Below are 24,785 nucleotides of genomic sequence, written 5' to 3'. Positions count from 1 at the left end.
GGTTACGGCGCGCTACTGTTTTCAGCTGTTTGGCTGGCCGGAACGTATTCGATCGTCGGGTTCTCGTCGGGACCAACCGGAATCCGCTCGATCTCCTGGCCGTTGCTGTCGGTGATGACGATGTAGTAGTCGACACCCTCGCTGTCGGGTGCTGGCTCGGTCTCGACCTGCTCGTCGTCGACGTCCTCACCGGCAAGGAACGACTGCACTGCCTCGGTGGTCATGAGTGAGACCGCCTCGCCGCTGTCGGCGTTGACGAACACGTTGCGGCTGATATCCGTGTTGTCGGTTGGGACGACTTTGCTGTGCCACCACAGCTCGTCGTTGATGAACACCGGAACCGGCTCGACGACGACGAAGTTGTCACCCCAGCCGGTCTGTGAGTCCGCCGACCGGACGATCCCCATCGCCCGCTCGGGGCCGGTGAGCGTCTCGCCCTCGGAGGCGAAATACCGGCTCTCGCCGGTCGTGGCGTCGACAAAGAATATCTCGTCGAGACCTCTAGAATCCTCGCCGTAGGGCTCCATGGCGGTGACGTAGCTCATCCGCTCGCCGTCGAGGTCGATCACGAACGGCTGGTTGTTGCCAGCCCCGGCGGGCAGCTCGGCGACTTCGACCTCGTTTTCGTGTGCGCCGACGACCGGCAGTTGGTTGATGATCCCGTTGCGGAAGCCAAGTGAGCCCATTTCTCGCTCCGTATTATAAAGCGGGTAGAGCCGCTGGCCCTCCAGGATCTCGTTTTCCTGTGCTTGCTGGGGCGTCAGGTGGGTGATTGTCCCGTCCGGGCTGATGAGTGCGCCGCCGTCCCAGACCGGAACGGTGTGGGGGATCGGCGTCAGCTGCCACTCGTGGCCCGTTTTGGGGTAGTACATGTAGGCGGTCCCGTTGTGGGTGAACTCGACGGCGTCGTCGTAGTACCGCGTCAGGAAGTCGGTCGACTTCAGGTTCCAGTCGGCCCCGCGCTGGAGGTACATCCCCTCGCCGACCGCGAACTGTTGGTCGTCGTAGGCCGTGATCGATCGGTTTTCCATCCGGGTCATATCCGACAGCAGGACGCCGCGCTGATTGCTCAGCAGCTTGTTCCGCGGGCCGTCGGGTTCGATGGCGTAGGACCACGCCAGCGTGCCGTCTTCGGCCCGGGCGATGTCGCTCGGCCCCAGCCGGTGGGTCCGGTACGAGGTCGACCCCCGTGTCTGGACGTCGGCGACCGCCCGGGGGACGATCCGGGGGTTGTCGGCGTTGATCTCGGGGAAGCCGTCGATCGGCTCGCTGTCACTCATCGTCCGGTCGGCCAGCGTCGCCTCGGCGACCATCCCGGCCGGAACCGAGTAGAGGAAGCCGATCAGGACGGTGATGCCGAAGATCGTTCCTACCAGGTAGAGTTTCAACACCGCCGAATCGCTTAAAAACAGTCCCAGCGAGCCGCCGTCGACGTCTCGGCCCTCGGTTCGCAGCGGCGGCGCGAGCCAGAGGCCAACCGCCACGAGGATCGTCACCCCGCCGACGAGCAGCCCGGTCGGCGAGTAGACGATCGGGTAGACGAGCCCGTGAACAAGGGGCCGCAGGACATAGAGGAGGCCACAGGCGGCGACCAGGAGGGCGATCCGTTTTGCGAGATGTGGGCCGGTCGACACCGTCTCGAACCGGCCGGAGAGATCGGGTATCACAGCGGCTCTTGGCCGAATCAGACTATAGGAGTTTTGAAACTACTGATAGGTAGCGTTCCGTTTGTCTCAGAACAGCGTCGCGCCGCGGCTCACGCGCGTCTGGTAGGCGCGAGCCTCGACGCCTTCATCCGCGAACGCATCGAGCATCGCGGTCGCTACCGCACGCCGCTGGTCGTCCCGACAGACCGCGAGCAGCGAGGGTCCTGCTCCGCTGACAGTGACGCCAACTGCTCCCGCCTCGCGGGCGGCCTGCGAGACTGCCTCGTACCCCGTAATCAGTTTCGCCCGCGCAGGCGTCACCAGTGGGTCAGCCATCCCACGGCCGACGAGCTCGGGGTCGGACTGACACATCCCCATCGTGAGCGTCGCGGCGTTGCCGACGGTCTCGACCAACTGCTCCATGCTCGCGGTCTCGGGGACGACCTCGCGGGCGTCCCGCGTCGACACGGCGATCTCGGGGAGACAGGCAACGAGTGGGATGTCGGCTTCCACCGAGTGGACGCCGTCGCCGGTGGCGATCGTAAAGCCGCCGAGGATCGAGGGGGCGACGTTGTCGGCGTGGGCGGTCCCGGAGACGACGGCCTCGCCCTCCGCAGCGATCGGGACGAGTTCCTCCCGCGAGAGCCCCCGATCGTACAGCTCGTTGAGTGCGACCGCCGCACCGGCGGCGCTGGCGGCCGACGAGCCGAGTCCCGAAGCGGGCCGGACGCCCTTGTCGATCTCGATGCGGGCGGGGGCTTCGAGGGCGTCGACGACCGCGCCAACGGTGTTTTTGTCGGGGTCTGTCGGGATGTACTGGCTCCCGACGCCCGTGATTTCGATCGTGGTCCGGTCGGCGCGTTCGACACGGATCACGTCGGCCGGGCGATCGAGGGCAACCCCGAAGACGTCGAAGCCGCTGCCGAGGTTGGCGCTCGTCGCCGGCGCTCGAACCGTGATCATGCGGCTGGGTTATCGTAGTTACCCCAAAAAGATAGCGAACCGGGCCGACGATCTCCCCGGTGTTGGCGGCTGGTCGGCCACCCCTTCGGCATCCCCACAGCGATTAGCCGTCGGCAGTGACATACACCAGCGGCCCGATCACGATGAGCGTGAGGCCCAAAAACAGGTAGTAACTGGGCATCAACGTCGAGGGCGTCAGGACGAAAATCACGCCGAAGAGGATCGTGTTGAGCCCGATTACCTGCTGGGATTTCAGTGGGAGCGCCCCGAGGGTCGTCAGGACGAACCCCACTAGCATGATCTGCCCGATGTTGTAGTCCAGGAGGATCGAGTCGACGAATAGCGGCAGCATTCTTGTTCGTAGGTCGCGGTGAAACCCGCATTAAACTTCCGTTCTTCGGGCGACTAACTGGGGTCCTGCAAGCCGGGTGGGCGACTACTGGGGACCGGTAATATCCAGCGGTCGAATCCAGCCATACCAAAGGACGAATACCATCCCACCGTACCCCATCACGAAGACGATCATCCCGAGGGTGTCGAGTCCGAGCTGTCCAAGCCCCCAGCGGGCGACGCCGGAGCCTGCGATGCCGACGAACAGGATTAGTGCCAACAGGATGGTATCGGAGCTGAGGAATTCCTGGAGGTTCGTCTCGGCCATACCGCCCGTTGGTGTGCCAGCCGTGTCAATCGCTCGGTTCGGTCCGGCTCAGTCGGCCTTGCCGAGCCGCGATTCGAGTGCGGCCTGCTCGTCGCTCCGGCCGATCGTCACTAGGGTGTCCCCGACTTCGAACTCGAAGCTCGGATTCGGGCTGGGGAAGGCATCCGGTCCCCGTTCGACGGCGATCACGGTCACGCCCGTTTCGTCCCGAATGTCGCTTTCTTCGAGTGTCGTCCCAGCCAGTGGCGACTCCTCGTCGAGGGTATACCACTCGATAACGGTGTCGCCGCCGATCGTCGTCGAACTCATATCTGTCTCGCTGGGCTGGAAATGGACGTCTTCGAGGATCGATCCGAAGGCCTCGGCTTCGGCCTCGCTGAGTTCGATCACGCGGTCGGCGTCCGCATCCGCGTGCTCTTTTTTAAATACCTCGTGTTTGCCGGTGTTGTGGATCACGACGACGAGCGACGAGCCGTCGTGGACCGGCAGCTCGAACCGCTTGCCGACGCCCGGCAGGTCCGTCTCGGAGATCTCCATATCCGATACTGTGCGGACCATCGAATAAGTATTCACCCGGTTGACCGCCGACCGAGTCGTCGATCCTGCCGAGAGGTGATCGGCTCGCCGACTCGATTCGCACACCCTTATCAGGTCCGAACTCACAGTATCGACTACCTCTACAATGGCTGGTGACACCCTCCTGTTGGAAGTCGGCGCGTTGTTCACCGCCGTCGCGCTCTGTGGCCTGCTGGCCAAACGGATCGGCCTGTCGGTGATCCCGTTTTATATTATTGCCGGGATCATCTGCAGCCCCTTTGTCGTCGGTCGCCTCGATCTCCCCTACATCCAAAACACCGAGTTTATCGGGATCGGCGCGGAGCTCGGGATCGTGTTCCTCCTCTTTTTCCTCGGGCTCGAATTCAACCTCGACCGGCTGCTCGAAAGCCGCCAGTTGATCGGGAAAGCCGGACTGATCGATCTGGGGATCAACTTCCCGGTCGGCTTCGCCCTCGGCTATCTGTTCTTCGGCGATCTCATCGCCGCAACCCTGCTGGCTGGCATCATTTATATCTCGTCGAGTGCGATCATCACCAAATCGCTGATCGATCTCGGCTGGATCGCCAACGACGAGGCCAACCCGATGCTCGGCACGCTCGTCTTCGAGGACCTGTTTATCGCCGTCTATCTCGCGGTCGTCTCGGCGATCGTCATCGGCGGCGGCGATATCGGTGCGGCCGCCCAGTCGGTCGGGATCGCTCTCGGCTTTATTTTCCTCCTTCTGTTGCTCGTCCAGTACGGCAACGGGCTCTTCGAGCGGTTGCTCGCCACCGACTCTCACGAGTACTTCCTGCTCCGAGCGGTCGGCGTCACGATCCTCGTGGCGGGGGCGGCGCTCGCACTCGGTGTCAGCGAGGCCGTCGCGGCCTTCTTTATCGGGATGGCGTTCAGTTCGACGACCCACGTCCACGAACTGGAGCGGCTCCTGGAGCCGATCCGCGACCTGTTTGCGGCGATCTTTTTCTTCTGGATCGGCCTCATCACCGACCCGCTTTTGATCGTCGGCGTCGCTGGCTATCTGGCGGTCGCCATCCTCGCCTCGACGCCGACCAAACTCCTCAGCGGGTACTGGAGCGGCCGGGTCTACGAGCTGAGCCACACCCGGTCGGTGCGGGTCGGCGCTGGGATGGTCACCCGCGGGGAGTTCTCGCTGATCATCGCGACGGTTGCGGCCGCCGGAACCGGGCCGGTGCTCACCGAGACGATTCCGGCCTTCGCCGTGGGGTATGTCCTCTCGATGAGTATTCTCGGGACCGTCTGTATGCAGTACTCTGATACGTTCGAAGGACTCATTCCCGACCGAACCAGCCAGCCTGAGCCAGCCAGCTAACACCTATGCGACTGATTCAGACACTCATTCCGGAGGGGAAACGCGAGACCGTCATCGAGATCCTCGATGCCGAAGAAATCGAGTTTGCGATGACCTCCGAGACATCGACCTCGGGGTTCAGCGACATCGTCTACATCCCCGCCGAATCGGACGCTGTCGAGGGCATCATCGACCAACTCCGGGATGTCGGTGTCGAACGCGACGGCTATATGGTCGTCACCGATGTCGAGACGATCATCTCCGAGCAGTTCGAGGAGCAACAAGAAGCAAACGACGACGCCGAAGACGAACGGATCTCCCGTGACGAACTCCGAACCAAGGCCCGGAACCTCTCCCGATCCACGACCAACTACCTCGTGTTGACGATCATCAGCGCCATCGTCGCCACCGCCGGACTGCTCCAGGACAGCGCGGCGGTCGTCGTCGGCTCGATGGTCATCGCGCCGCTGATCGGCCCCGCGATGGCCTCCTGTGTCGGAACCGTCATCAACGACGACGACAACGCGCTGTTCTGGGAGGGCGTCCGCTCGCAGGTGATCGGGCTGGCGGTCGCCGTCCTGAGCGCGACGCTGTTCGCGCTCAGCTACCGGGCGGTGCTCGCACCGGAGCTCGAACTGCTGTTGATCCAGCAGGTCGCCGAACGCGCCCATCCTGGACTCCTGGCGCTGGCGATCGCTCTCGGGGCCGGAACCGCCGGGGCGCTGTCGCTGACCTCGGGGGCCGACGAGGCGCTGGTCGGCGTGATGATCGCGGTTGCCTTGATGCCGCCCGCCGCCTCGGTGGGCCTCGGCATCGCCTACGCAGACCCCCGACTCGCCTTCGGGGCCGGTGTGTTGGTGCTGGTCAATCTGCTGTCGATCAACATTGCGGGGATCGTCACCATCTGGATCAAACGCTACAACCCGACCCACTGGTACGACGCCCAGCAGGCCCGGCGGGCGACGGTCGGTCGGTTGGTCGTCTTCGGGCTGGCGGTGCTCGTTCTCACCTCGTTTCTGGCGGTGAGTTCGCTCGACGCCCGCGAGAACGCGGCTTTCGAACAGCAAGTCGAGGCAATCGCCGCCGACACCACAGACCAGCTGCTCGGCGTCGACTTCGAGTACCGCGCGGACCTCCTCTCCCAGCAGCCGACCGAAGTAACAGTCCACGTCTACGGCGATTCTCCACCGACTGCCGCGACGATACGTGAGCGGATTCGACAGGAGACCGACGTCGACGTCCCGGTCACCGTGGTTACCGAACGAGTAGATACCGCCTAACGGCTGGTAGGAGTCGACTATCGGGCATTGCAGCGGTACTAAAATGCGGTCCGAAGGCGGAGTGCGCTACTCGTCGCCGAGCTGGCTGTAGGAGCCGACGAGGCTGTCGGTGAGGTCGATCCCCTCGATACTCGCCTTCTCGTCGAAGACCGTGTCGGTCAGTTCGGCGTCCTCGACATGGGCATCGGGGAAGACCAGCGAGTCGGTGACCGTCGAGTCTTTGACGGTTGCGCCGGACATCACGTGGGTCGAGCCGTTCAGCTCGCTGTTTTCGACGGTCGCATCGTCGGCGACCAGCGGCTCGCCGCCGAGCTTCCAGTCGACGGCGTCGAGGTAGGCCGCGGCCTCGCCGATGTCGAACCAGACGTCCTCGAAGGTGAAGGCGTAGACTGACTGTCGGTCCTGGAGCCACTGGAGGAACCAGCCGGGCTCGTCGGGGTTCTGGTCGTCGGCGAGATAGGTGTCGAACTTCGGCAGCACGTCCGCCGGGAACGCATAGCAGGCGATCGACGCGAGCGTCGTCTTCGGCTCGTCGGGTTTCTCCTGGAAGTTGACGACCTCGTCGTCGTCGAGTTCGACCAGCCCGTAGGATTTGGCGCGTTCGCGGTCGCCGACGTCGTAGGCCGCAAGCACGGGAGACTCCTTGTCCTCGAAGAAGTCGACGAAGTCCGCGATATCGAAGCCGACCATGTTGTCACCGGCGATGATGAGTAGGTCGTCGTCGAGACCTTCGCGGTCGATCAGCTGGGCGAGTGCGCCGACGACGCCGAACTTCTCGTCCTCGTCGCTGGTGTCTTCGACCGACAGTTCGGGCTTCTGGTAGCCCTGCTCGTCGACGTAGTTCTCGAAGTCGGCGGCGAACCGCTCGTTGGTACTGATATAGACGTCCTGGATCTCCTCGTCGTCTTCGAGCTGTTCGAGTGTTTTGTCGATCACCGTCGTCTCGCCGACGGGCAGCAGCATCTTCGGTCGGTTCCGTGTAATCGGCCACATTCGGGTGGCATAGCCACCGGCAAGAACAATTGCGTCCATATCAGGCTAAGCAGTCTCTGTTACCTTATACTCTTTCCTTGCGGAGATCACAAACGGTCGCTACAGGCGGTATACCTCCATGTTACTGTTCACCAATGACTGAATACAAATCACTATACTCTGTTGAAGAGTACCGTTCGTGTCAGGTTCGAACAATGCTGATACGGCCCCACAGTGGATCGGTCGCCATAGGTATCGGGTAACTAATGGGGGAGGCACCGACAGAAAGCGTATGTTTGGAACGAGTGGCGTCCGTGGACCTGTTGGCGAGACGGTGACAGCCGAGCTTGCGCTGTCGATCGGGCGGGCGGTCGCGACCGACGGCGCGTCGACGGTACTTGTCGGCCGTGACGCACGCGAAACGGGGCGGTTCCTCGCCGATGCAGTCGCCGCAGGACTCGCCGAGTGCGGCGCGGACGTGGTCGATCTCGGCCAGGTGGCGACGCCGACGCTCGCCCGGCGGATCGCCCACCACGACGCCGACGCGGGCGTCGTCATCACCGCCTCCCACAACCCGGCTCCCGACAACGGGCTCAAACTCTGGACTCCATCGGGGCAAGCCTTCGACACCGATCGACGCGAGCGGATCGTCGAGATCGTCGAGCGCGGCAGCTACGATTTGGCCGACTGGGACGACTCGGGCGACCGCCAACGCGATCCGACCGCGACCGCCGCCCACAGGGACGCCCTCGTCGAGGCGGTCGACCGCGAGGCCATCGCGGACCTCTCGGTCGTCGTCGATGTGGGCAACGGTGTGGGCGGAGTGACCGCCGCAGCATTCGGTGAGCTCGGCGCGAATGTAACGACGCTCAACGCCCAGCCCGACGGCTCGTTCCCCGGTCGTCCCAGTGAGCCGACCGCCGAGACGCTGACCGCGCTCTGCACGCAGGTCGGCAACAGCGATGCCGACCTCGGTATCGCCCACGACGGCGACGCCGACCGGATGATGGCCGTCGACGAGACCGGCGCGTTCGTCCCGAAGGACGTGCTGTTGGCGCTGTTCGCCAGACGAGCAGTCCGGGCAGCTGGAGGGGGACAGGTCGCCGCACCGGTCGATACCAGCCTGTGTGCCGACGATGCGGTTACCGCTGCTGGAGGCGAGCTGGTCCGCACGAAGGTCGGCGACGTGTTCGTCGCCGAGGCGGCCGCCGAGCCAGGGGCGGTCTTCGGCGGCGAACCATCGGGGGCGTGGATCTGGCCCGACGAAACCCTCTGCCCGGACGGCCCGCTGGCGGCCTGTAAGCTCGCCGCACTCGTCGGCAGCCGCGGGCCGCTCTCCGAGTTGGTCGACAGCGTCGACACCTACCCGCTGTCCCGCGACAGTATCGCGGTCGACGACAAGGCCGCGGTCATGGGGCGGGTGGCCGAGAGAATCCAAGCGGATTTCGAGCACGTCGACACCAGCGACGGCCTCCGGGTCGAAACCGACGACGGCTGGTTCCTCGTTCGTGCGAGCGGCACCCAGCCGCTCGTTCGGGTGACCGCGGAAGCCACCACCGAGGCCGCGGCCGACCGGCTCCGCAAAGCGGCGGTCGACCGGATCACGGCCGCGACCGGGTAGCGCTCGCTCGGCTGGGAGACAGCGACTACTCCCAGCGGTCGTGGGTGAGGACTTCGCCAGGCTGGGTCGTCATCCCGGTTCCGAGGACGACACCCGCATTCAGACTGGTGTTGATCCCCGTTTTGGCGTCGTCGCCGACGATTACACCGAGCTTACGCCGACCGGTCGACACCCGCTCGCCTTTCACCGTGAGCCGGACGGCCTCGCCGTCGTGTCTGAGGTTCGCCACCTTGGTTCCCGCACCGAAGTTGACCCGTTGGCCCAGCACGCTGTCGCCCACATAAGAGAGATGGCCAACCGTCGCCTCGGCCATGAGGATGCTGTTTTTCACCTCGACCGCGTTGCCGACTTTGGCACCGGGACCGAGATACGTCGACCCCCGAACGTAGGCGTTCGGCCCCACGGTCGCCCCGCTGTCGACGTAGACCGGTCCCTCGATACAGACGCCGGATTTGACTGTCGCGCCCTCCTCGACGACAACCGGGCCGCTGAGGTCCGCCCCGTCGTGGACCTCGCCGTCGAGTCGGGTCGACAACGACTCCAGGAGCCACTCGTTGGCCGCCAGTAGCTCCCATGGGCGGCCGACATCGAGCCAGCGGTCGAAGGGGACGGCAGTGACCGAAAACTGGTTGCAGACCGCCTCCAGGACGTCGGTCAGCTCCAGTTCGCCGCGTTCGGAGGTCTCGACGCCGAGCAGCTCCTGGGCGGCGGCCGGGAAGACGTACGCACCGGTGTTGATCAGGTTCGACTCGGGAGTGGCCGGTTTCTCGACGACGCCGGTGATTCGGGTGTCGTCATCGTCGGCGAGTTGGAGGACACCGTAGGCGCTGGGGTTGTCGACCCGGTAGGAGCCGACTGCTGGCCCGTTGCTGTACAGCGTCTCAAGGGAGGCCGGATCGTACAGCGCATCACCGTTGAGCACGACGAAGGCCTCGTCGTCGAGCAGCGGGGCGGCCGCGCTGACGGCGTCGGCGGTGCCGCGCTGTTGTTCCTGGACGGCGTATTCGAGATCGACCCCGCCGTGGTGACTGCCGAAATGGTCCTGGACGCGGTCGGACTCGTAGCCGACGACGACGATCAGCCGGTCGGCTCCGGCCTCGACCGCGCGATCGAGGGTGTGTTCGAGCAGCGGTTTCCCCGCCACCGGCAACATCGGTTTCGGTTGGGCGGCGGTCAACGGACGCATTCGCGTCCCTTCGCCCGCCGCAAGGACGACTGTTTGCATAGTATGAGGTGTTTGGAGTGGGCCCAAAGTGATTCTGGTTGCGAGCGGCTCACCGCACTCTCGTCGGTGACTCTTGGGGGATGGAAGATCGATAGATCGGTTCGAACTGCCGCAACGCCCGTTGCGAAGCCATACCTCGTCGTCGGGTGATCGACTGCTTTGTTAGCCAGCCGATAGCCACACGAGTTGATGCTCGGTCGCAGTACATGGCCCCCGCTGCTATTGGATCGCCGACACCCGACGGCAGTAGTCACTGCTTACCGGCCCGCGTCGGTCGAAGCGTTTTGGATGCTCGCCCGGAGAAATCATATATGCCCGATTTACAGACGCATCACGTCGGCGTTACTGTCAGCGATCTCGACCGTGCAATCGACTTTTACCGCGACATTCTCGGACTCTCGGTTGTCGCCAGGTTCGAGGTTGCCGGAGAGGCCTTCGAAACCGGCGTCGGCATCGAGGGCGCGAGCGCCCACTTCGCCCATCTCGACGGCGGCTCGGCCCGGATCGAACTCGTCGAGTACGAACCGCCTGCCGAGGGACTGCCGACGCCACAGCTCAATGACGCAGGCGCGACACATCTCGGCCTCGAAGTCGCGGATCTCGACGCCTTTTATAACGAGTTGCCGTCAAGCGTCGACACACTGAGCCCGCCGCAGACCACCGAAACCGGCACCCGAATCCTGTTCCTCCGCGACCCGGAGGAGAACCTCATCGAAATCCTCGAACTCGGAGCGGAGTAGCCTCTTCCTACTGGTCGAATCGGGGGTCAGCGTCCGTATCGAGCCGCGTGACCCCCGACTCATCAAGCCGGTACTGCTCGCCGTCGACCGCCAGCGGCTCTTCGAAGGCCTCGTCGGCCGGGTAGTAGTGGGCCGTGTGAACGAGCCGTGTGGTCTCGGCATCGAGATCGGCCGCCAGCGAGAGCGCGCCCTCGCGGGTCATGTGTTTGGTGCCGAACGTTCGCGGCACGCCGTCGGCGTCGTGGTCCGCGCCGCCGATCGGATGGTACTCACACAGCGAGGCGGGAACGATCCCGTCTACGAGAAATAGGTCCGGATCGCGGAGCTGCTGACGGGACTCCTCGGGCACGTCGTAGCTGGTGTCGCCCGACAGCGAGAGTTTCGCCCCCGTCTGTGGATCTTCGATCACCAGTCCGTAACAGACCAGCGGCGGGTGGTCGACCGGGACGAACGTCAACTCCAATCCACAGACCTCTATCGGCTCGAAGGGCGTGACATCGTGGACCGTGACAGTGTCGAGATAGTCGTACTTGTCTCGAACCGTGTCGGCGACCGACTCGCCAGTCTGGGGGTCGACCTCGTCGGCCGCGTAGACTGGTAGCGAGTCGAACACCCGGTAGGCATTGCCTAACCCGTCGATATGGTCGAAATGGATGTGGGTGATGACCGCCGCGTCGGGCAGGTCGACGTCGTGGGTGAGAAACTGGTGGCGGAAATCCGGGCTGAAGTCGATCAGGATCGATTCGTCGGTGCGTTCGTTTTCGACGTGGACCGAAAACCGGCTCCGCTCGACGCCGCGCTCCCTGGCCGCCCCACAGGTCTCGCAGTCACAGCCGACTGTCGGCGTCCCCGTCGTATCGCCCGTTCCCAACAGCGTGACCCGGATCGCCATCTGTGCTCAGTGGGCCTGATCCTGCGGCTTGGCGTCGACGGCCTGTTGGTCGCCCTTCGAGGCGGTGTCGGCCGTCGATTCGTCGCCGTCTTCGTGGCCGTCGTGATCGTGGTCGTGATCATGCTCGTCGTGATCGTGGCCGCTGCCGCTCCCGGTGAGTGCCGCCCCGTCGCCGTCGATCATGTCCATGTTTTTGAGGTTGTCCCGCTCCTCGAAGTCGGCGACCGCGTCCATCAGATCCTGCTGGGTGAGCTCCATTCGTTCTTCTGTGAGGGCTTCCAGGACGGCCTCGCGGAGCACCATTCGGAGGTCGCTGCCGGTCAGCCCCTCGGTCTGGCTCGCGACTTCGTCGGGATCGAAGTCGGCGATCTCCATCTGCTTGGTGACGACTTCGAGGATATCGGCCCGCATCCCCCGGTCGGGCTTGGGGAAGTTGACGATCTCGTCGAACCGCCGCCAGGCCGCCGCATCGAGCTGGTCGGGGTGGTTGGTCGCACCGATCAACAGCACCTCGTCGCGGATCAGCGAGATATCGTCGATCGACTTCAGCAGGGTGTTGACCGCCCGCTTGAGCGCGGCGTGTTCGTCCGACCGCCGGGTTTTGGCGACCGAGTCGAACTCGTCGATAAACAGGATACACGGCGAGAGTCGTTTGGCGACTTCGAAGGTTTTCTCGACGTTTTTGGCCGTCTCGCCGAGATACTGGCTGGTGATCATCGAGAGCTTGACCTCGACAAAGGGCAGGCCGAGCTCGTGGGCCAGCGCCCGAGAGATGGTTGTCTTGCCGGTTCCTGGCGGACCGACGAACAGCAGTTTACCGATCTCACGGAGGCCGATCGAGGCCAGATAATCCCTGTGTTCGATCGCCTTGACGATCTTCTGGATCTCGCCTTCCTGGTCGGCGGTCAACACCAGGTCGTCGAGCTGCATCTCGATCTCTTCTGGTGCTCTGACCTGCACGAGATCCAGCATCTCGGCGTCGTCGTCCTCGTCGAAATATTGGGAGAGCAGCGCGTCGATCCAGACGCGGTCGGCCTGGATCGGCCGGTTGTTCTGTCGGGCCTGCTCGTAGCTAACCTCGACCGAGGGCTTGTTTTCGATCGCGGCGGCAATCGTCGGGTTCGTGCGGAGCCGCTCGTCGTCGGCCCGCTCTAGGTACCACTCGATGGCCATCTCGGGCTGTGTCAAGGAGGTTTCGTTGGAGAACTCCTCGCGTTGGGTAAACAAGAGATCGGAAACGGCCTCCCATGGCCGTTCGACGCCGGTTGCGGTGCGGATTACCGACTCCGTGGCCCGCAGTGGGCGCTCGATACCGCCCGGTGGCTGTGGCTCCGGTGCTGTCGATTGGTCGGTCTCATCGGACGAACTGCGCTCGGTCCAAAACACCTGTCTGAACCGGGGCGGAAGATCGTTTTCGTCCAACGACCGATCGTCGTTATACAGCTGGGTCGTCAGGACGAACTCGACCACGTCCAAAGCCGGGTCACTCATCCCACACAGATTGGAACTACGGTCGCTTAAGACCGTCGAACCGCTCGCATCGGTCGCTCCCGTCGCTGCCACAGTCGACCGGTCTCACGCGCGCCGCCCCACACCCGACTGACATACAAAACTGTGTAGCCGGACAAAAAACATCGACGGACGTCACGTTTTACGGGGCGATAAATCCCGGTTGACAAATATAAGGCCATTATATCCCATAGTATATAGGACGCCTGTCCACTAACGAAGTCGAGATCTTCGTTAGTTCAACGATCAAGGTTTTACCGGTGCAAACACACAGATCTAATCGATTAAGAGTGAAATCCAGTATGTTTTTAGCTCGGATGTCACACACACGGTCACAACTACGTCACGGTCCTTCATGGGTGGTGGTTCGGTGAGCGATCCGGTCCCGACTACCTGTATGCGGTGTGCGGTCGGCTGTGGGCACGTCACCCACGGCGTCGACCAGGGCTACGGCCTCGATACGGTTCGGGGCGATGCGGCCCATCCGGTCAACCGCGGGCTCGCCTGCGGGCGCGGGATCAACGAGACGGCCAACCCAGAGGGTGAGTGGCTGACTCGCCCGCTCGTCCGCAAGGACGGCGAGCTCGTTCGAGCGACGTGGGAGGACGCCCTCGACCGCGCGACCGAGGCCATCGAAGACGCCCGGGCAGTCGACCCGAACAACGTGGCGATCATGGGCAGCGGCCAACAGACCATCGAGGCCGCCTACGCTCTCGGGAAGCTGGCCCGCGGCGGCCTCGGCACCCGGAACTACGACGCCAACACGACCCTCTGTATGGCCTCGGCGGTGACCGCCTACTACGACGCCTTCGGCAGCGACGCCCCGCCACCGACCTACGACGACATCCCCGCCGCCGAGACCCACCTCGTCTGGGGAGCCAACCCCGCGGTCGCCCACCCTGTGATGTTCCGGTGGATCAGGGAATCGGCCGACGCCGAGGAGTCGGAACTCCTCGTGGTCGACCCTGTCGAGAGCGAGACCGCCGAAAACGCCGACGGTCACGTCGCCACTGTGCCGGGCGGCGACCTCGCGCTGGCCAATGCCGTCCTCGCGCGTCTGATCGAGACCGACCGCGTCGACGAGGAATTCATCGAGGCCCACACCGAGGGGTTCGAGAGCGTTCGGGACTCCCTCCCGCCGGTCGAGAAGTCGGTCGAGCGGGCCGGGGTGTCGATGGATCAGGTCGACGAACTGGCTGCTGCCTTCGAGCAGAACACCCTGATCTACTGGGGAATGGGGATCAATCAGAGCGTTCGCGGCACGGCAAGCGCGGGGGCGTTGATCGATCTCTGTCTGGCGACCGGTAACATGGGGCCCGGATGCGGACCGTTCTCGCTCACTGGACAGGCCAACTCGATGGGAACGCGGGTCTGCTCTTCGAAGGGGTCGTGGCCCGGCCACCGCGAGTACACCGACCCCGCCGAGCGCCAGTTCGTCGCCGACGCGTGGACCGTCCCCGTCTCGCGGCTCCCCGACGACACTGGCCCCGGCCCGGTCGAGATGGTCAACGACGGTCCCGACGTCCTGTGGACCGTCGCAACGAACCCGATCGTCGGGATGCCCGATACGAATCCCGTCCGCGAGCGGCTGGAAGAGGCGTTCGTCATCGTCCAGGACTCGTTTAAAACGGAGACGATGGCGTACGCCGATGTCGTCCTCCCGGCGGCGACGTGGGGCGAATCCGAGGGGACGACGATGAACATGGAACGCACCGTCTCCCGCGTCCGGCGAGCCACGGAGCTCCCGCCCGGCGTGCGGACGGACCTCGATATCATCTGTACAATCGGCAATCGGCTGGCTCCCGATGCGATTTCGGAGCCGACGCCCGAGCCGAGCGACGTCTTCGACGAGTTCGCCGCCCTCACTGAGGGAACGAAAGCCGACTGTTCGGGCATCAGCTACGAGCGCCTGGAGGCCGAACACGCCGTGCGCTGGCCTGCCCCGGCGCTCGGCGAGTCAGGCGACTACCGCTACTACGATCCCGACGCCGAGATCGTCGGTGATACGTGGTCCTTCGAGACCGAGTCCGGTCGGGCGCGGTTTTCGACCGCGCCGGACCCAGAGCTGCCCGAACCGCCGAGCGCGTCGTATCCGCTGACGCTGACCACCGGCCGCGAGGCCGACGGCTACAACACGGGGATTCGGTCCCGGAAGGCAGTCGGCGACGATGCCGACCACATCGTCGCCCGGATCAACCCCGAGACGATCCCGGCCGAAACCGGCGGCAGGGACTCGTTGCGGATCGAGACGCCACGGGGGTCGGCGCTCGCGGTCGTCGACCCCGACGAAGCGGTGCCTGAGGGGATGGTCTGGCTCCCGATCCACCATCCGGCGGCCAACCGGCTCACCCATCCGGCGGTCGACCCGCAGTCCAAGGAGCCGAACTTCAAGCAGTGTGCGGCGCGGCTGGTCGAGACCGACGCTGATTCCGGCCGTACCGTCAAGGACCGCAGCGGCGAGACGCCGCCGACCGAACCGCCGACAGCGGGGGCCGACTGATTACGATGTGTCGCCCGACAGCCGGATGCTGCTGCCAGTCAGTATCGATCGCCAACAACCGCCGCCGACTCCCCCACGAATGAGTGAGGACACAGCCGCCGGACGCCACCAGACGGACGCCGACACCGGCCGGGCGGGTATCGTGCTCGCGGGCGGCCGGTCGAATCGGTTCCCGACCGTCGACAAGGCGTTGGCTCCACTGGATGGCAAGCCGCTGTTGTGGCACGCGGTCGACTCGGTCGCGCCGACCGCCGACGAGCTGATCGTCAACTGCCGACGGGATCAGCGGGAGGCCTTCGCCGAGGTGCTCTCGGAGTTTCCGATCCGCTTCGCGATCGACCGGGTCCCCGACCGCGGGCCGCTGGTCGGCCTTCGCACCGCGCTGGCGGAGTCGACGGCGACCTACGCGGCGGTCCTCCCCTGTGATATGCCGTCGATCCCGGCGGCCTTTCTCGATTTCCTCTTTACGCGAGCCAAAAACCGGACGGGCGCAGTCGCCCGGTTCGAGGGGCGGCTCCAGCCGTTTCCCGCAGTCGTCCACGTCCGGGCGGCTGCGGCGGCCTGTCGGGAGGCCGAAGCCACCGGCGCCGACCGACTCGACGCGTTTATTTCGGCAGTCGACCCCCACACCCTCCCCGAGCGCATTGTCCGTGCCCACATCGATCCCACGGCGTTTCGGAATATCAACACCCACGACGATCTGGCGGCAGCCCGCGATAGCTAGCCAACGTCGGAAGTTTTAGTTTCCTGTCGACCGGCCTCCCTGTATGAGTCTCCAGGTCGCCGTTGCCGTGCCCTTCCGCCAGCAGGGAACCCGCACGCTGGGGGAAGGCGAGTTCGTCGTCGCGCTCTCCTTAGACCGGGAGTGGTTCTCGCCCGATCAGGCCAAACGGCTGGTCGACGTCGCGGTCGGCCGGGGGCTGCTCAACAACGACGACGGCGACCTCCAGCCGACGTTCGATGTCGACGCAGTCGAAATTCCAGAGGGATTCACTCCCGATACCGACATCCTCCGCGAGCAGTCGACGTTCGAACAGCTGCTCGATGGGATGGTCGCCGGTGGGCTGAGCAAACAGACGGCAGTCGCCGAGACCAACGACACCCAGCGGCGGCTCGGCATCACCCTCGAAGCGGCGGCAGTGCTCGTCGCCCGGCGCAACGGCATCGACTGTGCGGAGATCGCCGAGACCGTCCGGGCGGAACTCGAAGGGGCTTAAGTCGGCCGACCGATTGGTTCCGACATGGTCCAGGACCGACTCCGCGACGGGACGCGCATCGCCCAACTGGTCGCCTCCGAACTCACCGGCGACCGCGAGGCCCTCGCCCAGGTGGTCGTCGCCGACGCCGACCCCGATGTCGAGCCGACCGCCGACGGCGCGCTCGCCTACCGCGTCGCCTACGTTGCCGACTCCGATGCAATCGCTGTCGGTGACCGCGGACAGACAACCATCGACGAGAGCGTCGACACCGAGCGGACGACTCTCGCCGAGGTGTTCGTCCAGCCCGAACGCGCCCGCGTGGAGTTCGTTGTCGCCCCCGACGTGGCCGCCGATGCGGCCGCGGAGGCCACCGTTACCGACGATGAGATGGGCCTCAGGGTCCGGCCGAAGGCGGTCGACCCGCCGCGGACGCTCGCCTTCGTCGAGGACGGTGCGGACGCCAAACGCGTTATCCCTGTATTTAAAAAGGTCGTCGCGGCGATCGGCGATTCGACCGGGTCGTCTTAACGAATCAGCCGAGGGAGTCCAGGACGGCTGGCAGATCCCGTATCAGTCGGTCCCGGTCGATGTAGGCGTCGGCCCGCCGGTCGCGGTCCGGGCCGCCGTCGAACAGCACCTGGATCGCGTACAGTCCCGATTCGGTCGCGCCCTCGATATCGTCCAGGGGTGTATCGCCGATGTAGACGGTCTCGCTCGCGTCGGTCCCGAGCCCATCGAGCAGTGCCTCGAAGGCGGCGGCGTTGGGTTTCCCGGCCGGGAGTTCGCCGGTGACGAGCGTGGTGTCGAACAGCTCCTCCCAGCCGAGGTGTTCGATCTTCGAGCGCTGGGCGAGCACCGAGCCGTTGGTCAGCAGGCCCACTCGGTATCGGGATCGGAGCTCGGCGATGAACTCCTCGACGCCCTCCAGGGGTTCGATCGAGTCGGCGATCTCATCGCGGTAGGCGGTCGCCATCGATTCCGGGTCGACGTCGCTGCCGTTGTCCGCCAGTAGCTCGGCGAAGATTGGGGCGCGGCTCTCGGTGGTCAGGTGGTTCCGGTGGGCCGTCAGATACTCCTCACGGCTGATCTCCGGACCGTCGACCGTCGCAACCGCGTCTGCGAGGATCGAATCCCGGTCTTTCGTCGTCACCGCAAGGGTGTAATCGAGGTCGAAGGCGACCCCCCGTATCGACATAGCCGACCGTTTGGATTCCACTGGTTTGAGAGTAGCGACTCGTCTCCTCGGCCGGTAGCATACCTACGGAAGCGAGCCGTCTTGGGAGTAGCAGTTGAACCGCAGCCTCGCGGTCGCAACCGACGCCTCGGAGCTGTTTATAAGTGAGACCGTGTACGCGCCGTGAACAGGCGGTCGATCGAGCGGAAACGCATAGACTTCGCCGTTCTGTGCGCCGGATATCGAGAACTGGTCGCTGTCGAGTCTGCTCATGTCCCGATTGTCGTCGAGCGGGATCGAGCCGACGAGTTCGTCGTCACGGTCGCGTATTTCGATGAACCGGTAGCTATCGCTCTCGGTCGCCTCCGACGAGACGACGATACCGAGTGCGACCTGCGTGGCTCCCCGTATGGGGGACACTCCTCTGAGGTGTTGTGAGCCGCTTCCCCGTCCACGGCTCGAACAGCGGGCGATGAGATCGTCGTCCCCGAGACAGCCCGCCAGCGCCGCCGGTCCGGCCGCGAGTCCAGCGAGTACCCGTCGACGAGAGGGCATAGTTCCTGATGAACAACTGTCATTTTATAGCTGTCGGAGAGTCAAATAGTCGACTGCCGCCGACCTCCACCCCACCCGACCAATCAGTTTTTGCCAGTGGCCCACGCCGCCTTAGGTGTGACGCTCGATCCGATCCACGTCGAGGCCATCGCCCGACTCGCGGGGTCGGTCGCCGAGACGGCCGACGACAGCGACCACGAGCAGTTCGCCACTACCGTCTGGGAGGGGTGGCTCGATCCGCTGGTCGACACCCGCGGAAAGCGGGTGATCGAACCGCTCGGCGACCAGCAGCTCCAGTGTGTCGACATCGAGGATATCGCACTCGCCGAACGGCCGTTCCCGACGGTCCACGGCATCGACTCAGGAACGATCAATCCGACTGCATTTAAAAACGGCCTGGTGCTGGATCTCGCCCACGCCGCGATGGGCGTCGAGCCCTCGCAGGTCTCGACCCACCGGAAGCGAACCATCGTGGCGACCGCCCACACCAACGACTCGACGCAGGTCGCCGACGGCCAGTGGGTCGACTACGACGCGGGCCACAGTCGCTACCGCCTCATCCGGGCCCCACAGGTCAACAAATACGCCGAGGCGGTCGTCCACGCCCTCGCCCTCTATTTCGCCGAGGGCAACCACGCCCTGGAACACGCCGACAAGGTCGACGATCTCCTGATCCTGGATGGCCCGCTCTACCCGAAGGAAATCCTGACGTGGCGGGACCGGACGCCGGAACTCGAAGAGCTGACCTACGAGGCCCGGCCCAAGCGCGTCCTTGAACAGTACGTCCGACTGGTTGAGCGCTTCGTCGACCGGGACGTGCCCATCGTCGGGTTCGTCAAAAACCCCTCCGCCCGCGTGATCACGAGCACGATCGCCAACAAGGAACTGGGATTCGAAGCGCCGTGGCCCGACGACACCGCCTTTTTTACGCGATTGCTCGAACGCCACCACCAGCCCGCCGACGCTGCGGCCGCCCGGACGGCCGAGAATCGTCGGACCGACGAACTCACCTTCACCTCGTGGTTCGTCTCACGCGGTGGCCCCGACGGGACGATGGCCGCCGCGGGCGACGCGCTGGGCGTCGACCGCAGGCTCGATCCCGAACTGTATGAGGTCACCTTCTGTATCGTCTACGATCCGCGTCACGACATCTGTTACAAGCTCGAAGCGCCCTATGCGGTGACGCGGGACGCCGAGGTCCGACAGCGGCTCACCACCCAGGTCCTCTCGGAGGTCGCCGCCGAGCGCGGCCCGCCCCGTGCGGTCGCCAAAGCCGACGAACTCGCCCGGATCAGTGCGGCCGAAAAAACGTCGCTCCGCCGGAAGTTCGAGAGCCAGTTCGGCACCGACCAGCTCCGGACCTACGATTCGATCCGGTGGGCGGGCGAGGAGATCTGAGCTACGGTCGCGCCTTGAGGTAGGCGTCGTCGAGATGGCCGCCGATCCGGTCGACGATACCCGGGTCGTCCGTCCAGAAGCCGTAAAACCGGTTGGGGGCCCGTTCGGTCGCAAGCAGCGCGGTCTTGTAGCGATCGTCGCCGTCGCCGTCGAAGACGACGAACCACGAGCGTTCGATCTCCTCGGCGTCCTCGGCGTGATATGTGACGCCGTCGATGTCGACTGTCGGCTCGTCCGGGACTCCAAAGGTGTGAATGTCGACTGCCGTCGTCGCCAGCTGCTCGTAGAGTTGCCGCTGATCGAGGAGCTTCGAGGCGTACTGAAACCCGGCATACAGCTGGCCGCCGTCGACTCGCAGGGCTCTGTCTTCGATCTCGTGGGAGATCGAGATCATCTGGCCCTTGTCGTAGGAGGTGAACGTCGTCTCCTTGAGATGCTGGAGGATCTCGTGGTAGTCGGTGTCGTCGATGCCGACCCCGCGGTTCCGGAGTGCGCCGCCCGCCAACAGCTCGTCGAGCTGTTCGGCCGGGACCGCCGCCAACACCTCGTCGTTGAGCTGGAGGACGACCACGCCCTCTGGCTCCCCGGAGGCCGTTCGCTGACCTGTCACGACGACGTTCTGGGTCGTGAAGTACTCCTGGAGATCGGAAACGAGCGTGCTGTCGGCCGGGGGATTGAACACGACAAGCGTTTTCTCGTTTCGTTTGACGAACTCGATGATCTCCGAGAGGGCCATATACATACGTGTTTTTTGTCTGAGTAGATAAAAATTTCTCAGCAGTAATACGGCGGTCTGACAAATTAACGGAATTCAAAGAGTCGATTATACCTAATATTTATTATTCGGTGGTATTGATTACCAAATATGAAGCGCTTACTCAACCGACTTGTGGTCGCAGGTACCGAGCAGGACGATGCGGAAGCCACGGACGATTCGGGCACGTCGGATTCGGTTGAGTGGACGGACCTCTCGACACAACCGAGCGGCCCCCACGGGTCGGAGGCGGGCCTCGACCCATCGCGGTCGCCGATCGGCGACGAGCAGTCGGCTCCCGACAGCGATACGATCGACACGATGGCTGCGGACCGACTCCTGGAGAACGTTCTCAATGGCTTGCCAGAGCCAACACTCGTAATCGACAGTTCGGGGGTAGTGTCACACATCAACAGCAACGCCTGTTCGGTCTTCGAGGTGAGCGAATCCGAGGCGCTCGGAGCCCCGCCCGCCGCAGTCCACGGCGGCGAGCCGCTCGCCGAAGGCGTCCTCGATGCGGGCGAGGCGATCACCGAGCGTCGGGAGACGATCGAGAGCGAGGGGACCGAACGCACCCTCAGCCGGACGGTCACGCCGTTCCGAGACGACAGCGGCGAGATCGTCGGGGCGATGGAGACGGCCAGCGACATCACGGAAAAAGCCCGCGAGGAACGGAAGACCGCCCAGCTGGAGGCCTACCAGGAGCTGGTGATTTCGGACCTCCAGGACAAGCTCGTCCGACTCGCCGAAGGCGATCTCACCCTCGATTCCCCCGTTCCGGAGCCGGATGCCGACTTCGAGGCGATGATCACCGTCTACGAGCAGTTCACCCAGCTCAACGCCCACCTGACGACCGCGATCGACAACTACCAGTCGGTGCTCTCGCGGCTGACGCTGCTGGCCGACGACCTCGACGACACGAGCCAGGAGCTTAGTGCCAACAGCGAGGAAGTCACCGCCTCCATCGAGGAGATCAGCCAGTCGACCGAGGAGATGGCCGACGGCTCCCAGGAGCTGGCCGCACAGACCGACGAGGCCGAGCTGGCGGTCTCAAACCTCACTGCGACCATCGAGGAGATCACCGCCTCGGTCCAGGAGATCGACGCCGAGACTTCGGAGGCGAGCAAGCTCGCAGTCGACGGCGTCGAGGAGGGAACCGACGCGGTCGATCGGATTCGGTCGGCGACCGACGCCACCTCGGAGATCACCGCGGAGATCCGAACCCTCGAATCCCAGATGGAGGAAGTCGGTGAGGCCCTCGATGTGATCAGCGATATCGCCGAGCAGACCAATCTCCTGGCGCTCAACGCCTCGATCGAGGCCGCCCGCGCGGGCGAGGAGGGCGACGGCTTCGCCGTGGTCGCCGACGAGGTCAAGAGCCTCGCCGAGAAGTCCAAGAAGTCGGCGGCCGCCATCGAGACGATCATCACCGACGCCCAAGACCAGACTGCCGAAGTCGCCGATCAGATCGCCGACACCAACGAGGAGGTCAGCGAGGGGGCCGACGCCGTCGAGGCGGTCGTCGACCAGCTCGACGAGATCGAGGCGGCCGTCGAGGGCGTGAGCTCGGCCACCGCGGAGGTCAGCGAGGCCGTCGAAAACCAGGCCGAGAACATGGACGGGTTCAGCGCGACCATCGATTCGGCGGCCTCAATGAGCGAAGAGCTGTCGACGTCGGTCCAGCAGATTTCGGCAGGGCTCGAACAGCAGTCGATGGCGACCGACCAGGTCGCCCACCGCGCGACCGATCTGAGTTCGACCAGCGAGGAGCTCTACGAGCGGATCGGCCAGTTCCGGCTGGCCGAAGACGAGTCGGCAGATGTCGACAGCATCGACCAGGCCTGACTGCTGACTCTCCTCGGTCAGGCCGGGTCGGTCGGCACTACTTCGATCTCGACAGTCTCGCGGTCGACGCCGATCCTGGCGAACTGGGTTTTGATGTGTTCGTCGGCCGCATCCAGCGCCTGCTGGCGACTCTCGAAGCCACGAGGCATCGGCGACTCGAAGGCCACGCGGATCTCCTCGCCGTCGAGCTCCATCGCCGAGCCGCCGCTTTCGACCTCGTAAAACGAGTCACACACCCACACGTAGGGGGCGTCATCGTCCGGTGCGCCCTTATAAGAGGGCGGCTCTTCGCCACGCTCGAAGACCGTTCCCGTGAGCGCCGTGCCACCGCCGTGGCCCCGAACGAGTAACATACCACTCGTAGGTCGCCGAGACACAAAAGGTAGTGCGGTCAGGTGTGGTTCGCCGTGGCCTCAGCCGTGGGTCGAGGGAGCCACCGGCGGCTCCGGCAGGAACTCCAACAGTGCTTCGACGACGACGGCAGACTCCTCGTGGAGGATCCAGTGGCTGGCTTCCTCGACCAGCCGAAGCTCGCCCTCCTCGCAGTAGTTGCGGCTGTCGCGGGCCATCGAGGGTTGTAAAAACTGATCTCGGGCACCCCACAGCACCAGCGTCGGCACCGACACCCGCGGGTCGACCGGCTGTCGCCGGTGGCGAACCGCCGCCCGGTACCAGTTGATCATCCCGGTTGCCGCCCCCGGTCGGGACCACGCCAGTTGGTAGCGCTCCAAATCGGTCCTGGAGAACGTGCCGGGACGGCTGGTCGACTCAAGGGCACGTCTCGCGATCCACCAGTCGCCGAGTTGGGTGGTCAGCTCCGGGAGGATCGAGAGTTGGAACCACAGGAAGTACGCGCTTTTCAGTCGCTGGCTCCACCCTTCCCGCAGCGTCTCCTCGAAAACGGTCGGGTGCGGGACGTTAACGATACAGAGCCGCGAAAGCCGGTCGGGGTATTCGAGTCCGAGCCACCACGCGACGGCGGCTCCCCAGTCGTGGCCCGCGACGATGGCCTGTTCCCGACCGCAGGCGTCGATCAGCCCGACGATGTCGGCGGCCAGCTCGTCGAGTCGGTAGCTCGCAACGCCTGCGGGTTTGTCGCTCAGGTTGTAGCCGCGCTGGTCGGGGATGACCACGCGATAGCCCGCCTTCGCCAGCGGGCCGAGCTGTCTGTGCCAGCCGTACCAACACTCGGGAAACCCATGCAGCAGGACCACGAGCGGGCCGTCCTCGGGGCCCGCCTGGACCGTGTGGAGTCGGACCCCATTCGTGTCGATGAACACCGACTCCGCACCGACGGACTCCGGCAGCACAGTGGCATCGAGCGTCGAACCCATACTGCACGCTACGAGGGATGGTGGCCTAAGCACTACGGCTGTCGCTCAGAGCGAAAACAGCGATTCGGCGTCGAGTTTCTGTTTCTCGTAGAAGCCGCGTCCCTTCAGCCGCGGGACGGGATGGTGGTGGAGCGTTTCGCTCTCCAGATCGTAGATCAGCGGGAAGACGCTCGTCCGGCGGTCGGCGACGGTGTACTCCTCGATCGCGGCCTCGATGAGTTCCTCGCTCGGGTCGGCGACTGCACAGACGAGATAGCCGAAGAGGTTCGAGGGTGTCATAGAACGAGTAACACACCAAAGAGCAGGGTGAACGCTGAGGTGGAATGAGTTCAGCGACCCTGCAAGATGATCCTTCGGTAGAGTCGTTCTTCAATGTCGTGGAGACCGAGACGCTAGCGTTGTTTGAGCACCTTTCCTTCGAGTTTCTCGAAGAGTTCGATGTGTTCGCCCCGGCGAAGACGGGGCGAACACGAGAACACGAGCCACCAGAGATGATGCGTGGCTTTCTCCACTGCTACTACAAGGACATCTACGGCATTCGTCCCGTTGAACGAGAGCTTCGAAACACGGTCGTCTGGCTGAGCTGTGGCTTCGATCGACCGCCGTCGAGAGACGCGGTCGATCGCTTTCTCACCGACCTCGAACACGTCGGT

General features: G+C 64.6%; 25 protein-coding genes and 1 pseudogene. 11 read left to right on the top strand and 15 right to left on the bottom strand.

Features of this window, described 5'->3' with window-relative positions; genetic code table 11:
* Positions 1–2 precede the first annotated feature (2 nt).
* The 5 genes from NO877_RS08395 to NO877_RS08375 all read right to left on the bottom strand — a co-directional run bounded on the left by NO877_RS08395 (position 3) and on the right by NO877_RS08375 (position 3,804).
* Positions 3–1,667, bottom strand: coding sequence for a hypothetical protein (locus NO877_RS08395; protein ID WP_256395884.1), 1,665 nt, complete (start codon positions 1,665–1,667; stop codon positions 3–5).
* A gap of 66 nt (positions 1,668–1,733) precedes the next feature.
* Entirely contained in the window at positions 1,734–2,609 is an 876-nt protein-coding gene (locus tag NO877_RS08390) for a homoserine kinase (protein WP_256395883.1), read from the bottom strand.
* A 103-nt stretch (positions 2,610–2,712) separates the two neighbouring features.
* On the bottom strand, positions 2,713–2,961 hold the full coding sequence (locus tag NO877_RS08385; RefSeq protein ID WP_256395882.1) for a DUF8006 family protein: 249 nt from the start codon (positions 2,959–2,961) through the stop codon (positions 2,713–2,715).
* 84 nt (positions 2,962–3,045) lie between these two features.
* Positions 3,046–3,267, bottom strand: coding sequence for a DUF7996 family protein (locus NO877_RS08380; protein ID WP_256395881.1), 222 nt, complete (start codon positions 3,265–3,267; stop codon positions 3,046–3,048).
* 48 nt (positions 3,268–3,315) lie between these two features.
* On the bottom strand, positions 3,316–3,804 hold the full coding sequence (locus tag NO877_RS08375; protein ID WP_256395880.1) for a cation:proton antiporter regulatory subunit: 489 nt from the start codon (positions 3,802–3,804) through the stop codon (positions 3,316–3,318).
* A 145-nt stretch (positions 3,805–3,949) separates the two neighbouring features.
* Between NO877_RS08375 and NO877_RS08370 the strand changes: the two genes are divergently transcribed.
* Together NO877_RS08370 and NO877_RS08365 are read left to right on the top strand one after the other, a co-directional pair.
* The gene (locus NO877_RS08370) at positions 3,950–5,155 is read left to right on the top strand and encodes a cation:proton antiporter (protein WP_256395879.1); all 1,206 of its coding nucleotides are present in this window, start codon (positions 3,950–3,952) and stop codon (positions 5,153–5,155) included.
* A gap of 5 nt (positions 5,156–5,160) precedes the next feature.
* Entirely contained in the window at positions 5,161–6,414 is a 1,254-nt protein-coding gene (locus NO877_RS08365) for a TIGR00341 family protein (RefSeq protein ID WP_256395878.1), read from the top strand.
* Positions 6,415–6,480: 66 nt separating this feature from the next.
* Here NO877_RS08365 and NO877_RS08360 read toward each other — a convergent pair whose 3' ends face one another.
* Complete coding sequence (locus NO877_RS08360) at positions 6,481–7,446, bottom strand: nucleotidyltransferase family protein (RefSeq protein ID WP_256395877.1); 966 nt, start codon at positions 7,444–7,446, stop codon at positions 6,481–6,483.
* Positions 7,447–7,678: 232 nt separating this feature from the next.
* Here NO877_RS08360 and glmM point away from each other — a divergent pair, with 232 nt between their 5' ends.
* Positions 7,679–9,007, top strand: a complete 1,329-nt coding sequence (glmM, locus tag NO877_RS08355) for a phosphoglucosamine mutase (protein WP_256395876.1) — start codon at positions 7,679–7,681, stop codon at positions 9,005–9,007.
* 25 nt (positions 9,008–9,032) lie between these two features.
* Here the strand turns inward: glmM and glmU are convergent, their stop codons facing one another.
* A complete protein-coding gene (gene glmU, locus NO877_RS08350) occupies positions 9,033–10,232 on the bottom strand; it encodes a bifunctional sugar-1-phosphate nucleotidylyltransferase/acetyltransferase (RefSeq protein ID WP_256395875.1) in 1,200 nt (399 codons plus the stop codon).
* 311 nt (positions 10,233–10,543) lie between these two features.
* Between glmU and NO877_RS08345 the strand changes: the two genes are divergently transcribed.
* Positions 10,544–10,972, top strand: a complete 429-nt coding sequence (locus NO877_RS08345) for a VOC family protein (RefSeq protein WP_256395874.1) — start codon at positions 10,544–10,546, stop codon at positions 10,970–10,972.
* A 7-nt stretch (positions 10,973–10,979) separates the two neighbouring features.
* Here NO877_RS08345 and NO877_RS08340 read toward each other — a convergent pair whose 3' ends face one another.
* Positions 10,980–11,858 (bottom strand): MBL fold metallo-hydrolase, encoded by an 879-nt coding sequence (locus tag NO877_RS08340; RefSeq protein ID WP_256396246.1) that lies wholly within the window; start codon positions 11,856–11,858, stop codon positions 10,980–10,982.
* Positions 11,859–11,870: 12 nt separating this feature from the next.
* A complete protein-coding gene (locus NO877_RS08335) occupies positions 11,871–13,355 on the bottom strand; it encodes an ATP-binding protein (protein ID WP_256395873.1) in 1,485 nt (494 codons plus the stop codon).
* 373 nt (positions 13,356–13,728) lie between these two features.
* Here NO877_RS08335 and nasA point away from each other — a divergent pair, with 373 nt between their 5' ends.
* The 4 genes from nasA (at position 13,729) to NO877_RS08315 (ending at position 17,600) form a co-directional block, all read left to right on the top strand.
* Entirely contained in the window at positions 13,729–15,873 is a 2,145-nt protein-coding gene (nasA, locus tag NO877_RS08330; protein ID WP_379827266.1) for an assimilatory nitrate reductase NasA, read from the top strand.
* Between the two features lie 79 nt (positions 15,874–15,952).
* Positions 15,953–16,597 carry a molybdenum cofactor guanylyltransferase gene (locus NO877_RS08325; RefSeq protein WP_256395871.1) on the top strand — a complete coding sequence of 215 codons (645 nt, stop codon included), beginning with the start codon at positions 15,953–15,955 and terminating at the stop codon, positions 16,595–16,597.
* Between the two features lie 43 nt (positions 16,598–16,640).
* Complete coding sequence (locus NO877_RS08320) at positions 16,641–17,090, top strand: DUF2240 family protein (RefSeq protein WP_256395870.1); 450 nt, start codon at positions 16,641–16,643, stop codon at positions 17,088–17,090.
* A 24-nt stretch (positions 17,091–17,114) separates the two neighbouring features.
* Complete coding sequence (locus tag NO877_RS08315) at positions 17,115–17,600, top strand: DUF7993 family protein (protein WP_256395869.1); 486 nt, start codon at positions 17,115–17,117, stop codon at positions 17,598–17,600.
* Positions 17,601–17,604: 4 nt separating this feature from the next.
* On the opposite strand, the gene NO877_RS08310 is transcribed toward NO877_RS08315, so the two are convergent.
* Positions 17,605–18,267, bottom strand: a complete 663-nt coding sequence (locus NO877_RS08310; RefSeq protein ID WP_256395868.1) for an HAD family hydrolase — start codon at positions 18,265–18,267, stop codon at positions 17,605–17,607.
* Between the two features lie 63 nt (positions 18,268–18,330).
* Positions 18,331–18,801 (bottom strand): hypothetical protein, encoded by a 471-nt coding sequence (locus NO877_RS08305; protein ID WP_256395867.1) that lies wholly within the window; start codon positions 18,799–18,801, stop codon positions 18,331–18,333.
* A gap of 117 nt (positions 18,802–18,918) precedes the next feature.
* On the opposite strand from NO877_RS08305, the gene NO877_RS08300 reads away from it, so the two are divergent.
* The gene (locus NO877_RS08300) at positions 18,919–20,199 is read left to right on the top strand and encodes a DNA double-strand break repair nuclease NurA (RefSeq protein ID WP_256395866.1); all 1,281 of its coding nucleotides are present in this window, start codon (positions 18,919–18,921) and stop codon (positions 20,197–20,199) included.
* Position 20,200: 1 nt separating this feature from the next.
* Here the strand turns inward: NO877_RS08300 and NO877_RS08295 are convergent, their stop codons facing one another.
* The gene (locus tag NO877_RS08295) at positions 20,201–20,935 is read right to left on the bottom strand and encodes a DICT sensory domain-containing protein (protein ID WP_256395865.1); all 735 of its coding nucleotides are present in this window, start codon (positions 20,933–20,935) and stop codon (positions 20,201–20,203) included.
* A 129-nt stretch (positions 20,936–21,064) separates the two neighbouring features.
* Between NO877_RS08295 and NO877_RS08290 the strand changes: the two genes are divergently transcribed.
* Positions 21,065–22,798 carry a methyl-accepting chemotaxis protein gene (locus tag NO877_RS08290; protein WP_256395864.1) on the top strand — a complete coding sequence of 578 codons (1,734 nt, stop codon included), beginning with the start codon at positions 21,065–21,067 and terminating at the stop codon, positions 22,796–22,798.
* 17 nt (positions 22,799–22,815) lie between these two features.
* Here NO877_RS08290 and NO877_RS08285 read toward each other — a convergent pair whose 3' ends face one another.
* From NO877_RS08285 to NO877_RS08275, 3 genes are read right to left on the bottom strand one after another with little or no spacing between them, the layout of a single operon-like run.
* Entirely contained in the window at positions 22,816–23,151 is a 336-nt protein-coding gene (locus tag NO877_RS08285) for a DUF7113 family protein (RefSeq protein WP_256395863.1), read from the bottom strand.
* A gap of 60 nt (positions 23,152–23,211) precedes the next feature.
* On the bottom strand, positions 23,212–24,132 hold the full coding sequence (locus NO877_RS08280) for an alpha/beta fold hydrolase (RefSeq protein ID WP_256395862.1): 921 nt from the start codon (positions 24,130–24,132) through the stop codon (positions 23,212–23,214).
* 45 nt (positions 24,133–24,177) lie between these two features.
* Positions 24,178–24,411, bottom strand: a complete 234-nt coding sequence (locus NO877_RS08275) for a hypothetical protein (RefSeq protein ID WP_256395861.1) — start codon at positions 24,409–24,411, stop codon at positions 24,178–24,180.
* Positions 24,412–24,455: 44 nt separating this feature from the next.
* Here NO877_RS08275 and NO877_RS08270 point away from each other — a divergent pair.
* Positions 24,456–24,785: pseudogene (locus tag NO877_RS08270) on the top strand (IS5/IS1182 family transposase); the annotation flags it as partial.

It is taken from the genome of Halohasta litorea (assembly GCF_024494645.1).
In the GTDB taxonomy this organism is placed as follows: Archaea; Halobacteriota; Halobacteria; order Halobacteriales; family Haloferacaceae; genus Halohasta; species Halohasta litorea.
Note: the sequence above shows the minus strand (reverse complement) of the source record. Positions and strands in the feature narration are given on the sequence as shown.